This window comes from Geodermatophilus sp. SYSU D01176 (assembly GCF_054050015.1).
Genome location: NZ_JBJGYN010000008.1, coordinates 23,362 through 37,335 on the forward strand (window position 1 = coordinate 23,362; position 13,974 = coordinate 37,335).

At 74.7% G+C, this 13,974-nt stretch carries 11 protein-coding genes; 9 read left to right on the forward strand and 2 right to left on the reverse strand.

Annotation, left to right across the window (positions count from 1 at the left end; translation table 11 throughout):
- Positions 1-265: 265 nt before the first annotated feature.
- The 7 genes from ACI78Z_RS06670 (at position 266) to ACI78Z_RS06700 (ending at position 7,405) form a co-directional block, all read left to right on the forward strand.
- Positions 266-1,375: a TerC family protein gene (locus ACI78Z_RS06670; RefSeq protein ID WP_457035745.1), complete on the forward strand. Its 1,110-nt coding sequence runs from the start codon at positions 266-268 to the stop codon at positions 1,373-1,375.
- Between the two features lie 27 nt (positions 1,376-1,402).
- On the forward strand, positions 1,403-3,394 hold the full coding sequence (locus tag ACI78Z_RS06675) for a S9 family peptidase (protein WP_457035746.1): 1,992 nt from the start codon (positions 1,403-1,405) through the stop codon (positions 3,392-3,394).
- Between the two features lie 239 nt (positions 3,395-3,633).
- Entirely contained in the window at positions 3,634-4,020 is a 387-nt protein-coding gene (locus ACI78Z_RS06680) for a hypothetical protein (protein ID WP_457035747.1), read from the forward strand.
- A 47-nt stretch (positions 4,021-4,067) separates the two neighbouring features.
- On the forward strand, positions 4,068-5,318 hold the full coding sequence (locus ACI78Z_RS06685) for an alpha-hydroxy acid oxidase (RefSeq protein WP_457035748.1): 1,251 nt from the start codon (positions 4,068-4,070) through the stop codon (positions 5,316-5,318).
- A gap of 8 nt (positions 5,319-5,326) precedes the next feature.
- The gene (locus ACI78Z_RS06690; RefSeq protein ID WP_457035749.1) at positions 5,327-6,328 is read left to right on the forward strand and encodes an acetamidase/formamidase family protein; all 1,002 of its coding nucleotides are present in this window, start codon (positions 5,327-5,329) and stop codon (positions 6,326-6,328) included.
- A 25-nt stretch (positions 6,329-6,353) separates the two neighbouring features.
- On the forward strand, positions 6,354-7,115 hold the full coding sequence (locus ACI78Z_RS06695) for an SDR family NAD(P)-dependent oxidoreductase (protein ID WP_457035750.1): 762 nt from the start codon (positions 6,354-6,356) through the stop codon (positions 7,113-7,115).
- Positions 7,116-7,126: 11 nt separating this feature from the next.
- Positions 7,127-7,405 carry a hypothetical protein gene (locus ACI78Z_RS06700; RefSeq protein WP_457035751.1) on the forward strand — a complete coding sequence of 93 codons (279 nt, stop codon included), beginning with the start codon at positions 7,127-7,129 and terminating at the stop codon, positions 7,403-7,405.
- Position 7,406: 1 nt separating this feature from the next.
- Here ACI78Z_RS06700 and ACI78Z_RS06705 read toward each other — a convergent pair whose 3' ends face one another.
- On the reverse strand, positions 7,407-8,456 hold the full coding sequence (locus ACI78Z_RS06705) for a beta-propeller fold lactonase family protein (RefSeq protein ID WP_457035752.1): 1,050 nt from the start codon (positions 8,454-8,456) through the stop codon (positions 7,407-7,409).
- Positions 8,457-8,738: 282 nt separating this feature from the next.
- Complete coding sequence (locus tag ACI78Z_RS06710) at positions 8,739-9,395, reverse strand: MBL fold metallo-hydrolase (RefSeq protein ID WP_457035753.1); 657 nt, start codon at positions 9,393-9,395, stop codon at positions 8,739-8,741.
- Between the two features lie 50 nt (positions 9,396-9,445).
- On the opposite strand from ACI78Z_RS06710, the gene ACI78Z_RS06715 reads away from it, so the two are divergent.
- Both ACI78Z_RS06715 and uvrA read left to right on the forward strand, forming a co-directional pair.
- Complete coding sequence (locus tag ACI78Z_RS06715; protein ID WP_457035754.1) at positions 9,446-10,924, forward strand: amidase; 1,479 nt, start codon at positions 9,446-9,448, stop codon at positions 10,922-10,924.
- A gap of 137 nt (positions 10,925-11,061) precedes the next feature.
- Positions 11,062-13,953: an excinuclease ABC subunit UvrA gene (gene uvrA / locus ACI78Z_RS06720; RefSeq protein WP_457035755.1), complete on the forward strand. Its 2,892-nt coding sequence runs from the start codon at positions 11,062-11,064 to the stop codon at positions 13,951-13,953.
- The last annotated feature ends 21 nt before the right edge of the window (positions 13,954-13,974 follow it).

Consider the following 13,974-nt stretch of genomic DNA (forward strand, 5'->3'; position numbering starts at 1 on the left):
TCGCCGCGAACACTAAGAACACTTGGGACGTCACGTCGAAGGCCGACCGGAGGGCAGGTACGGTGGGCGCCGCGGTTCCAGAAGGCCGCAGCCACTGAGGGCTGCGCCACTCCGGGGCCGTTCGATGGAGGGGAGTATCCCCCCGCGGCAGTGTCGTCATCACGAGGTCCCATGGCCTCCGGTGCTGCCGATCGCCGGTCCTGGGATCGGTGGTGGGAGAGACCTCCGGTGCTGACACCTGACTGTCCCCGGAGGAAATGGCCGTATGGAACTCCCCTTCTGGTTCGAGATCGCGACGTTCGTGGGGCTGACGGTCCTGCTGCTCGCGGACCTCGCCATCGTCGCCCGCCGCCCGCACGAGCCCTCCGTGAAGGAGGCGAGCATCTGGGTGAGCTTCTACGTGGCGCTGGCCCTGCTGTTCGGGCTGCTCCTGCTGAGCTTCACCAACGGCACGTACGCGACGGAGTTCTACGCCGGCTGGCTCACCGAGTACTCGCTCTCGGTGGACAACCTGTTCGTCTTCGTGATCATCATGGCCCGCTTCCGGGTGCCCCGGCACCTGCAGCAGGAGGCCCTGATGGTCGGCATCATCATCGCGCTGGTCCTGCGTGGCGTCTTCATCCTGCTGGGCGCCGCGGTGATCGAGCGGTTCATCTGGGTCTTCTACATCTTCGGCGCCTTCCTCGTGTACACGGCGATCAACCTGGTCCGGCACCGCGGCGAGGACGAGGACTACGAGGAGAACGCCTTCATCCGGCGGATGCGTCGGGTCCTGCCCATGACGCAGGACTTCCAGGGCGCCAAGGTCCGCGTCACGGAGAACGGCAAGAAGCTCTGGACCCCGATGGTCATCGTCTTCCTCGCCCTGGGGACGACGGACCTGCTCTTCGCGCTGGACAGCATCCCGGCGATCTTCGGTCTCACCCGGGAGCCGTTCATCGTCTTCACCGCGAACGTCTTCGCCCTCATGGGGCTCCGCCAGCTGTACTTCCTGCTCGGCGGCCTGCTCAAGCGGCTGGTCTACCTGTCGCTGGGACTGGCGGTCATCCTCGCCTTCATCGGCGTCAAGCTCATCCTCGAGGCGCTGCACGAGAACAACCTGCCGTTCATCAACGGCGGCGAGCACGTGGAGGCCGTCCCGACCATCCCGATCTGGCTGTCGCTGTCGATCATCCTCGGCGTCCTGCTGGTCGCCACGGTCGCCAGCCTGGTGAAGACCCGGGGTCAGCTGCCGGAGGAGGAGTCGGGCCTGGGCGCCCCCTCCGTCGCGCCGGAGACCGCCGAGTCCGTCGCCACCGGCGGCCCGGCGGCCGCCGCCAAGGCCGAGGCCCGGCTCGCGGCGGAGGCCGAGGAGGAGGACACCCGCCGCCACTGAGCGGCGGGTCCGCCGACCGCGACGACCGTGCGTCCTGACGACCTCGCGCTGCTGCGCACCCCCGGCGTCCCCACGGTCTCCCCGGACGGTCGCATGGCCGTCGTCGCGGTCGGCCGGGCCGACCTCGCCGAGGGAACCGCACGCAGCACGCTGTGGGCGGTGCCCACCGACGGCTCGGCGCCGGCCCGCCCGCTGACCGCCGGGTGGTGCGACACCGACCCGGTGTTCTCCCCGGACGGCCGCTGGCTGGCCTACCGGGGTGCCGAGCCGGGCGGGGTGCCGCAGCTGCACCTGCTGCCCACGGCGGGCGGCGCGCCGCGGCGGCTGACCGACGCCCCGCTGGGCGCGGGCCGGCCGGTCTGGTCACCGGACTCGCGGCGGCTCGCGTACACCGCCCGCGTGCCCGAGGTCGACCGCTCCGGCGCCGACCGCGGGGCGCAGCCGCCCTGGCTGGTCACCACCCTGCGCTGGCAGGCCGACGGGGTGGGGGTCCTGGCCGACCGGCACAGCCACGTGTTCGTCCTCGACCTCCCGCCCGACGGGGAGGACGACGCAGCGGCCCGGCCGGAGCCCCGGCAGGTCACCGACGGCGCCGCCGAGGACACCGACGTCACCTGGAGCCCGGACGGGACCGAGCTGGCGTTCGTGTCCGCCCGGCACGCGCGCGCCCACCGCGACCTGGTCCGCGACGTGTACGCCGTCCCGGTGGCGGGCGGGACGCTGCGCCGGGTCACCGACGGCCGCGCCGACTGCTCGCTGCCCGCCTACGACCCCGCCGGCGGGTGGATCTGGTTGACCGCCCGCCCGGACCTGGGCCGCCACGGGCTCGACGTCGTCGGCCGCGGCGCCACGCTGTGCCGGGTGCCGGTCGCCGGGGGCGCGCCGCAGCCGGTGCTGGACCCCGCCACCACCGACCGGGGCGACGCGACGCCGGCGACCGTGCTGGCCGGGGGCGCCGCCCACCTCGGCGTGCAGCGGCGCGGCGCCGTGGAGCTGCTCCGCGTGCCGCTGGACGGCGGGCCGCCGGAGGCGCTGGTCGAGGGCCCGTTCACGGTGCACGGGCTGGCCGCGGCCGGCGGGGTCGTCGTCGCCACGGTCGGGCACGACCGCTCGGCCGGCGAGCTGATCGCCGTCACGCCGGGCCGCCGGCGGCTGCTCACCGGCTTCGGCCGCGGGCTGGCCGCCACCGGCCGGCTGCACCGGTCCGCCGAGCGCACCGCCCCGGCGCCGGACGGCGCCGAGGTGCACGGGTGGGTCACCCTGCCGGACGGGCCCGGGCCGCACCCCGTGCTGCTGTCGCTGCACGACGGGCCGCAGCGCCAGGACGGCTGCGCCCTGTCGGTGGACGTCCAGGCGCTGGTGTCCGCGGGCTACGCCGTCGTCCGGTGCGCGCCCCGGGGGTCCTCGGGGTACGGGCAGGCGCACGCCCGGGGGGTGCGCGGTGCGGGCGGCACGGTCGACGCCGACGATGTCACCGCCTTCCTCGACGCCGTCCTGGAGGACCCGGCCCTCGACCCCGAGCGGGTCGGGGTGATGGGCACCGGGTACGGCGGCTGGCTCGCGACCGTGCTGACCGGGCGGACGACGCGGTTCGCCGCCGCCGTGGTCGACGGGGCGCTCACCGACCCGGCCGGCCTGGTCGGCTCCTCGGACGTCGGGTGGTGGTTCGTCGACCAGTACCTCGGCGTCGACCCGCCGGTCCGGTCGGCGGAGCCGACCACGCCCACCCTCGTGGTGCACGGCGAGGACGACCGCCGCTTCCCGCCCGAGCAGGGCATGCGGCTCTACGTGGAGCTCAAGCGCCGCGGCGTGCCGGCGGAGCTGCTGCTGTTCCCCGGCGAGGGCTCCGGCCTGGGCCGCACCGGCCGCCCCCGGCACCGGCAGGCCCGGTTGGAGCACCTGCTGCGCTGGTGGGCGCGCTGGCTGCCGGTCGTGCCCGACGACGATCCGGACGAGCTGACCGGCCCGGCCGACGACGGCGGCGATCCGCTCGTCGTGCGGGCCACCCGGCTGGACTGAGTCGCGCCCGCGGGTCGGCCGGCCGATGATCACCGGCGGGGGGAAGGAGACCCCGTGCCCACACCACCGGATCGGCCCGGCACGGTGCGCCGCCGGCTGGACGGGGGTGCCCCTCCGATGGCGGCGGGCCGTCCTCCTCGGGGTGCTCATCGCACTCCTCGCCGCCGCCTACCTGGTGCTCGTGGGATTGCACCGCACGGTCTTCGGCGGCCCAGTGGACCGGACGGCGCCGCTGCCCGGTGGTCGGCAGCGTCATCGGCACCGCCGCGGTCGTGTGCCTGCAGCGGCGCCCGCTCGGGGCCACGCTGACGCGCGGGGAGCTGGACCGTGCCCTCGGTGACGGGCGGCTGCCCGAGGACGCGGACCCGGAGCTGCGGGCCCTCGTGCTGGGCGACGAGCTCGCGGACCTCCGCGCGAGGCTGCCCGCCGGGCTGGTGACGGTGGTCGTGCTCGCCGGGGCCGCGGTCGGACTGGCGCTCGTCGTCGACCCGCCCCGGGTCGGGGTGGCGCCGACCGCCGGACTCCTGGTGCTGGGCGGCCTGCTGCGCGCGGCAACGCGCCGACGTGAGCGGCGGATCCGGCGGCTCCTCGACCGGATGACCGGCGAGGTGCCGCCTGCGGGATGAGGCCCCGCCTGCGAGGGTGGGCCGACACCGACAGGAGGAGGTCCGCCGTGGTCGAGCGCCGGGTGCCCCGCTGGTCCGAGCTGCGCGAGCTGGTCCGCCCCCGGCGCCTGCCGGGGAACGCGACCGACCGCCGGCTGGCCGCGGCGGCCACGGTGGCGGATCTCCGTGAGCTCGCCCGCCGCCGGGTGCCACGGGCGGTGTTCGACTACACCGACGGCGCCGCCGGCGCGGAGGTCAGCCTGCGGCGCGCCCGCGAGGCGTTCGGCCGCGTCGAGTTCCGCCCCAGCGTGCTGCGCGACGTCTCCGCGGTCGACCCGTCCACGACGGTCCTGGGCCGGCCGTCGTCCCTGCCGCTGGTCTTCGCGCCGACCGGCTTCACCCGGCTCATGCACACCGAGGGGGAGACCGCGGTCGGCCGGGTCGCCGAGCGGGTCGGCATCCCCTACGCCCTGTCCACCATGGGGACGACGACCGTCGAGGCGCTCGCCGCGGCCGCCCCGGGCGCGCGCCGGTGGTTCCAGCTCTACCTGTGGCGGGACCGGGCGGCCAGCGCGGCGCTGGTCGCGCGGGCCGCGGCGGCCGGCTACGAGGCGCTGGTCCTCACCGTCGACACCCCGGTCGCCGGCCCGCGGCTGCGCGACCTCCGCAACGGCCTCACCATCCCGCCGGCGCTGACCCTGCGCACGATGGCCAACGCCGCCGTCCACCCGCGCTGGTGGATCGACCTGCTGACCACCGAGCCGCTGGAGTTCGCCTCGCTGCGCTCCTGGGGCGGGACGGTCGCCGAGCTCGCCGACCGGGTCTTCGAGCCGGCCGCCACGCTCGCCGACCTCCGGGACCTGCGGGCGACGTGGCGCGGCGCGCTCGTCGTCAAGGGCGTGCAGACGGCGGACGACGCCCGCGCGGTCGTGGACGCCGGCGCCGACGCCGTCGTCCTCTCCAACCACGGCGGCCGCCAGCTCGACCGCGCGCCCACGCCGCTGGAGGAGCTGCCCGCCGTGGTCGCGGCGGTGGGGGAGCGGGCCGAGGTGTACCTGGACGGGGGCATCCTCGACGGGGCCGACGTCGTCGCCGCGGTGGCCTGCGGCGCCCGGGCCGTCCTGGTGGGGCGGGCCTACCTCTACGGGCTGATGGCCGGCGGCGAGCGCGGGGTGCAGCGGGTCGCCGACATCCTCACCGGGGAGGTCGCCCGCACGCTGCAGCTGCTCGGCGTCCCGTCGGTCGCGGAGCTGACACCGGACCGCGTCCGGCTGCGGGAGACCGTCCCGCCGTTGCTGGCGGTCCCCGCGCGTCCCTAGGGTGCGGCATGGACGTCGTCGAGGTCACGCCCACGTTCGAGCAGTACGCCTTCACCTTCGGCGGCGTCGCACCGCTCCGGCGGATCCCCCCGGGGACGGCGCTGCGGGTGTGGTCGGACGACGCGTTCTGCGGCGCGCTGCAGAAGACCACCGACCTCTCCAGCGAGAAGGTCGACCTGCGCTTCGTGAACCCGCAGACCGGTCCGTTCTACGTCGAGGGCGCCGAGCCCGGTGACACGCTGGCCCTCCACTTCGTCGCGATGGAGCCGGCGCGGGACTGGGGCGCCTCGGCCGCCATCCCGTTCTTCGGCGGGCTGACCAGCACCGACCGCGTCGCCACCCTGCAGGACCCACTGCCGGACACCACCTGGATCTACGAGCTCGACCGGGCCGCCAACACGGTGACCTTCGCCGCGCAGCACACCGAGCTGGAGATCGCCCTCCCCGTCGAGCCGATGCTCGGCACCGTCGGCGTCGCCCCGCCCGGCGGCGAGGTGCGCAGCTCGCTGGTCCCCGAGCGGTTCGGCGGCAACATGGACACCCCGCAGATGCGGCCGGGCACGACCTGCTTCCTCGGGGTCAACGTCGCGGGCGCGCTGTTCTCGGTCGGCGACGGCCACTACCGCCAGGGCGAGGGGGAGGCCTGCGGCACCGCCGTCGAGGGCGCGATGACCACCACGCTGATCGTCGAGCTCCTCAAGGGGGGTGCGCCGGCCTGGCCCCGCCTCGAGGACGACACGCACTGGATGACCGTCGGCTCCAGCCGCCCGCTCGAGGACGCCTGGCGGATCGGGCAGGTCGAGCTGGTGCGCTGGTTCGGCGAGCTGTACGGCCTGCACCCGATGGACGCCTACCAGCTGCTCTCGCAGATCAGCGAGGTCCCGATCGCCAACGTCGTGGACGCGAACTACAGCACCGTGGTGAAGGCCCGCAAGTCGCTGCTGCCGCGGGCCGCCGCCTACGGCGGGCTGCACGACGACCTCCGCCGCCGCGCGACCACGCTCCGCTGACCCGCCACCCGTCGAGAGGAACCCCATGGACCTGCAGCTCACCGGCTCCCGCGTGCTCGTCACCGGCGGCACCCGCGGCATCGGCCGGGCCATCGTCGAGACCTTCGTCGACGAGGGCGCCGTCGTGGAGTTCTGCGCCCGGGACGCGGCCGAGATCGAGGCCACGGAGAAGGCGATCGCCGAGCGCGGCGGCCGGGCGACCGGCGCGCAGCTCGACGTCCGCGACGGACCCGCGCTGACCGGCTGGGTCGAGGCCGCCGCCGGCCGGCTCGGCGGCCTGGACGCCGTCGTCGCCAACGTCAGCGCGATCGCCGTCCCGGACACCGAGGAGAACTGGTACACGGGCTTCGAGGTCGACCTGATGCACACGGTGCGGCTGTCCAAGGCCGCGCTGCCGCACCTGGAGGCCAGCGGGCGCGGCTCCATCGTGGCGATCTCCAGCGTCTCCGGGCGGGAGGCCGACTTCGCGTCGGGCCCCTACGGGACGATGAAGACCGCGATCGTCGGCTACATCTCCGGGCTGGCGCTGCAGCTGGCCGGCCGGGGCGTGCGGGCCAACGTGGTCTCGCCGGGCAACACCTACTTCGACGACGGTTTCTGGCAGGGCGCCGAGACGGCCATGCCGGACCTGTACGGGACGGCTCTGGCCCTGAACCCAACCGGGCGGATGGGGACGCCCCGGGAGATGGCCCGCGCCGTGGTCTTCCTGTCGAGCCCGGTCGCCAGCTTCACGACCGGCACCAACCTCGTGGTGGACGGCGCCCTCACCCGGGGCATCCAGCTCTGAGAGGGTGCGGCATGGCACTCATCTACCCCGTGCAGGCCGACTCCCCGGAGCCCGAGGACGGCACCGACCCGGAGTTCGCCGAGCTGGCCGCAGACCTCTCCGACACCTGGCTGGTCGAGATCGCCCTCAGCGACGACGGGGACGACGCGTGCTTCGGCCCGCTGTCGGCCCGCGCGGCCTGGGACCTCGCGATCGGCATCGACCAGCGCCGTCCGGGGTGGACGGTCTCCGTCGTCCCGCTGCACGTCGCCGGCACCCCCGACGAGTTGGTCGCGTTGTTCGAGGAGTGACCTACCCGGTCTCCAGCACCCGCATCGTGCCGTCGCCGTGATGGGTGACGAGGACGCGGCTCCCGTCCGGCAGCACCGCGACGCTGGTGGGCGTGCTGCCGGACGGGACCCGGGCGGTCACCGTCCCGGTCGCGGTGTCGACGACCGACACCGTGCCCTCGCCGGAGTCGGCCGTGTACAGGTGCCGCCCGTCCGGTGCGTAGGCCACGTGCTGCGGGCTCGCGCCGACCTCCAGCACCGTGGCGACGACGGTCTGCGTGGCCGTGTCGATCAGCGAGACGTCCTGGCTGGTCTGGCTGACCACCGCGACCCGGGTGCCGTCGGGGGACGCCGCGAGGGCCTGGGGGCCGCTGCCGACCGGGATCGTTGCCGCGACCTCGCCGGTCGCCACGTCGAGGACGGAGACGATGGAGGCGACGTGGTCGGCGACGTAGGCGAGGCGGCCGTCGGGGCTGAGCACCACGGCGCGCGGGTTGGGCGTCGTCGCGACCTCGTCCACCACGGCGCCGGTGCGCCCGTCCAGGACATCGAGGTGGCCGCCGGAGGAGATCGGGACGTAGACGCGCTCACCGTCAGGGCTCACCGCGACGCCATGGGGGCCGGGGCCGGTCCGGACCGTGCCGACGACGGTGCCGGAGGGGACGTCGAGGACCACGACGGCGTTCACGTGGGAGCCGGCGTCGTGGGCCGACACGAAAGCGCGTTGCCCGTCCGGCGTGAACGCGACCTGCTGCGGCGGCCCCTCGGCGACCGGGACGGTGCCGACCACCTCGCCGGAGACCGTGTCGACGACGACCACCACGCCGCCGGCGGGGTCGGCGATGTAGGCGGTGCGCCCGTCCGGGGTGACGGCGACGTGGTTCGGTCCCGTTCCGACGGGGACGGACGGACCCAGGCCGGGGGTGGCCGGGCTCGGCCCCGGCGGACGGGGCTCTGGCGGAGGCGCCGCGCCGCTAGGAGGCGCACCGGTCGCGTCCGGTGTCGCGGCGACCGGTGGTGCCTCCGCCTCCCCGGTGACGTCGTTCCCGGCGCTCCAGGCGACGACGGCCACGAGGGCGAACGCGACGGCGACCGCGGCCGCGAGAGCCGGCCGACGGTGCCGCCTCCTCAGGTGCCTCGGCCGGTGGGGGCGCAGCAGCGTCGGGTGGTGTCCCGTGTCGAGATCCCGGGGGCCCGGGAGATCCGTGCCCCAGAGCGCGCCACCGGCACCGGGCCGGTGCGGCGGCCGGCTCGCTGCCCGGTGGCCAGGGCGCTCTCCCATCCACGGATGATGCTCCGCCGCTACTCCCCGGTGGTCCGATCCGCTCGCGGCAGTTCGGCTCGGGGCGGCGACTCACCAGCCGCGGGCGCGCCACTCCGCGAGGTGCGGTCGCTCGGCGCCCAGCGTCGTGTCCTTCCCGTGGCCGGGGTAGACCCAGGTGTCGTCGGGCAGCGCGCCGAACAACCGCTCCTCGACGTCGTCGACGAGGCTGCTGAAGTCCTCCGGCGACCAGGTCTTGCCCACGCCGCCGGGGAAGAGGCTGTCGCCGGTGAAGAGGTGCGTGCCGGCGCCCTCCGGCCCGCGCCAGAGCAGCGCGATGCTGCCCGGCGTGTGCCCGCGCAGGTGGATGACCTCGAGGGTCTGCCCGCCGACCCGCACGGTCTCGCCGTGCACGACGGGCCGCTGGACCGGGACGGGCAGGTCGCCGGCGTCGGCCGGGTGCGCGACGGTGACCGCCCCGGTCGCCTCGACGACCTCGGGCAGCGCGCGGTGGTGGTCCCAGTGCCCGTGCGTGGTGACGACGGTGTGCACGTCGGCGTCCCCGATGAGGGCGCGCAGCGCCTCGGGCTCGGCCGCGGCGTCGATGAGCAGCGCCTCCCCGGAGTCGGGGTCGCGCAGCAGGTAGGCGTTGTTGGCCATCTCGCTGACCGCCAGCTTGCTGATCGTGAGCCCCGGGAGCTCCCGGACGTCGGCCGGCCCGCCCACCTCGACGTCGCCGGTGTAGCTCATCCCCAGCCTCCCGTTCGGAGAGTGTCGGTGACCGCGGTTACGGTCCAGGCATGGACGCTAGCGGAGGTCGCTCGGCCGGTCAGATCGTCGGGCTCCCCGCCACCGAGCTGGCCGCCCGCGTCCGGTCGGGGGAGCTGACCGCGGTCGAGGTCGTCCGCGCGCACCTGGCCCACCTCGACGAGGTCGAGCCCCGCATCGGGGCCTTCCGCGTCGTCCGCCGCGAGGCCGCGCTGGCCGAGGCGCACGCGGTCGACACCGCGCTCACCCGCTTCGCGATGCCGCTCGCCGGCGTGCCGGTCGCGGTCAAGGACAACGTCGACGTGGCGGGGGAGGCCTGCACCGACGGCTCCCCGGCCTGCCCGACCCGCACCGCGGAACGCGACCACCCGGTGGTCACCCGGCTCCGTCGTGCCGGGGCGGTCGTCATCGGCATCACCCGCATGCCCGAGCTGGGCCTCTACGGCGCCACCGACGGGCCCGGCACGGTCACCCGCAACCCCTGGGACACCGCCCGCTCCCCGGCCGGCAGCTCGGGCGGAAGCGCGGCGGCGGTCGCCTCGGGGGTGGTCCCGCTGGCGCACGGCAACGACGGGATGGGCTCGCTGCGGCTGCCGGCCGCCGCCTGCGGGCTGGTCACCCTCAAGCCGGGCGTGGGGGTGGTGCCCGCCGGCGTCGGTGCCGACGACTGGTCCGGGATGACCGTCAACGGCGCGCTGGCGACCACCGTGGCCGACCTGGCGGTGGCCCACGCGGTGCTGGCGGGGGAGGAGCCCGGCCCGCTGGAGGGACCCGGCCGGCCGCTGCGCATCGCCGTCTCCACCCGCTCCCCGCTGCCGGGCGCCCGCGCCGACGGGCCGGCCCGGGCGGCCGTCGACACGGTGGCCGCCGCCCTGGTCGCGGCCGGGCACACCGTCGTCCGGCGGGACCCGCCGATCACCCCGGGGGCCGCGGCCGGCGTGCTGGCCCGCTGGATGGCCGGCGCCGCCGACGACGCCGCGCACCTCGGCGTCCCGCTCGCCGACCTCCAGCCGCGCAGCCGTACGCACGCCCGCGTCGGCCGCGCCGTCCGGGTCGCCGGCCTCGTCCGGCCGGGGACGGCCGAGCGGTTCCGCGCGCGGATGACCGGCTTCTTCGCCGGAGCGGACAGCTCGGGCTCCCCGCAGGGCCCCGGCCCGAGCTCGCGAGGGGCGGGGGGCGAGGAGGACCTTGACGTGCTGCTCACCCCGGTCGTGACCGGCCCGCCGCTGCCCGCCCGGCCCTGGCACGAGCGCTCGTTCCTGGCCAACGTGGCGGCGAACGCCCGCTGGTCGCCGTGGACGCCGGCCTGGAACCTGGCCGGCCTCCCGGCCCTCGTGCTGCCTGCCGGGACCCGCCCGACCGGGCAGCCGCTGGCGGTCCAGTTGGCCGGCCCCCCGGGTGCCGAGAGGCGACTACTCTGGCTGGCCGGAGAGCTGGAGCGTCGGCTGCCCTGGCGTCGTCACGCGCCCGTCTTCGACCCCTCCGGAGCGTCGTCCCCGGCTCCCGTCTGAGCACCCCGACGAGCGGCAACGTCGCCGTCGTCACGGATTGCGCCCGGGCGGTGACGGCGTTACCCGTATCGACATCTCGACATCTCCACCGCGGGCCCGGCGCGACCGGCCGGCCCGGCTGACCGACAGGGATCACATTGGACCGTCTCGTCGTCCGCGGCGCCCGCGAGCACAACCTCAAGGACGTCCACCTCGACCTGCCCCGTGACGCGCTGATCGTGTTCACCGGGCTGTCCGGCTCGGGGAAGTCCAGCCTGGCCTTCGACACGATCTTCGCCGAGGGCCAGCGCCGCTACGTCGAGTCGCTGTCGGCCTACGCCCGCCAGTTCCTCGGCCAGATGGACAAGCCCGACGTCGACTTCATCGAGGGGCTCTCGCCGGCGGTCTCGATCGACCAGAAGTCGACCAACCGCAACCCGCGGTCGACCGTCGGCACGATCACCGAGGTCTACGACTACCTCCGGCTGCTCTACGCCCGCGCCGGGCAGCCGCACTGCCCCAACTGCGGCAAGCCGATCTCCCGGCAGACCCCGCAGCAGATCGTCGACCAGGTGCTGGCGATGGCGGAGGGCACCCGCTTCCAGGTGCTGGCCCCCGTCGTCCGGGCCCGCAAGGGCGAGTACGTCGACCTGTTCAGCTCGCTGCAGACCCAGGGCTTCTCCCGGGTCCGCGTCGACGGCGTCGTCCACCAGCTGACGGACCCGCCGAAGCTGAAGAAGCAGGAGAAGCACACGATCGAGGTGATCGTCGACCGGCTCACCGTCAAGGAGAGCGCGAAGCGGCGGCTCACCGACTCGGTCGAGACCGCGCTGGGCCTGGCCGGTGGTCTCGTCGTCCTCGACTTCGTCGACCTGCCCGAGGACGACCCGGAGCGCGAGCGCACCTTCTCCGAGCACCTGGCCTGCGTGGACGACGGGCTGTCCTTCGAGGCGCTCGAGCCGCGGTCGTTCTCGTTCAACTCGCCGTTCGGTGCCTGCCCCGAGTGCACCGGCATCGGCACCCGCAAGGAGGTCGACCCCGACCTCGTCGTGCCCGACCAGGAGAAGAGCCTGGCCCAGGGCGCGATCGCCCCGTGGGCCACCTCCATGAGCAACGAGTACTTCACCCGGCTGCTCACCGGCCTCTCCCAGCAGCTCGGCTTCTCCATGGACGACCCGTGGGAGCGGCTGCCGGCCAAGGTGCAGAAGGCCGTCCTGCACGGCTCGCCGGACCAGGTGCACGTCCGCTACAAGAACCGCTACGGCCGCGAGCGCAGCTACTACGCCGCGTTCGAGGGCGTGCTGCCGTTCCTGGAGCGGCGGCACGAGGACACCGACAGCGAGTACATGCGGGACAAGTACGAGGGCTACATGCGCGACGTGCCCTGCCCCGTGTGCCACGGCACCCGGCTCAAGCCCGAGATCCTCGCCGTGAAGCTCAACGGCCGCTCGATCGCCGAGGTCACCGGCCTGTCCATCGGAGACGCCTCCCAGTGGCTCAACAGCCTGGAGCTCGGTGAGCGCGAGCGGGCCATCGCCGACCGCGTGCTCCGGGAGATCCAGGCCCGGCTGTCCTTCCTGGTCGACGTCGGCCTGGACTACCTGTCGCTGGACCGGCCGGCGGCGACCCTGGCCGGTGGCGAGGCGCAGCGGATCCGGCTGGCCACCCAGATCGGGTCCGGGCTGGTCGGCGTCCTCTACGTGCTGGACGAGCCCTCGATCGGGCTGCACCAGCGGGACAACACCCGGCTGATCGAGACCCTCGTGCGGCTGCGCGACATGGGCAACACGCTCATCGTCGTCGAGCACGACGAGGACACGATCAAGACCGCCGACTGGGTGGTCGACATCGGTCCGGGCGCCGGCGAGCACGGCGGCGAGGTCGTCGTCAGCGGCACCGTCGAGGACCTGCTGGCCAGCGAGCGGTCGCTGACCGGCCAGTACCTCTCCGGGCGCAAGGAGATCGCCGTCCCGCAGGTGCGCCGCCAGCCGACGCCGGGCCGGGAGCTGGTCGTCAAGGGCGCCCGCGAGCACAACCTCAAGGGCGTCGACGTGACCTTCCCGCTGGGCATGCTGGTCGGGGTCACCGGCGTCTCGGGGTCGGGCAAGTCCAGCCTGGTCAACGACATCCTCTACACGACCCTGGCCAACGAGCTGAACCGGGCGCGGCTGGTGCCCGGCCGGCACCGCACGGTCACCGGCCTGGAGCACCTCGACAAGGTCGTGCACGTCGACCAGTCGCCGATCGGCCGCACCCCGCGGTCCAACCCCGCGACCTACACCGGCGTCTGGGACCACGTGCGCAAGCTGTTCGCCAGCACGTCGGAGGCGAAAATCCGCGGTTACCAGCCCGGCCGCTTCTCCTTCAACGTCAAGGGCGGCCGCTGCGAGGCATGCTCCGGCGACGGCACGCTGAAGATCGAGATGAACTTCCTGCCGGACGTCTACGTGCCGTGCGAGGTGTGCAAGGGCGCCCGCTTCAACCGCGAGACCCTCGAGGTGCACTACAAGGGCAAGACCGTCGCCGAGGTCCTCGACATGCCCATCGAGGAGGCGGCCGACTTCTTCGCCGCCATCCCGGCGATTTCGCGGTACCTGCGCACGCTCACCGAGGTCGGGCTGGGCTACGTCCGGCTCGGCCAGCCGGCGACCACCCTGTCCGGCGGCGAGGCGCAGCGGGTGAAGCTGGCCAGCGAGCTGCAGAAGCGGTCCAACGGCCGCAGCGTCTACGTGCTCGACGAGCCCACCACCGGGCTGCACTTCGAGGACATCCGCAAGCTGCTGATCGTGCTGCAGGGCCTGGTCGACAAGGGCAACTCGGTGATCGTGATCGAGCACAACCTCGACGTGATCAAGAGCGCCGACTGGCTGATCGACATGGGCCCCGAGGGCGGCTTCCGCGGTGGCACGGTCGTCGCCGAGGGGCCGCCGGAGTTCCTCGCCACCGTCCCGGAGAGCCACACCGGCCGGTACCTGGTGCCGATGCTCGACCCCGACGCGGTGGCCGCCGCGGCCGCACCGAAGAAGCGGGCGCGCAAGAAGGCCAGCTGAGCAGCGGTCGGGCACCCGGGC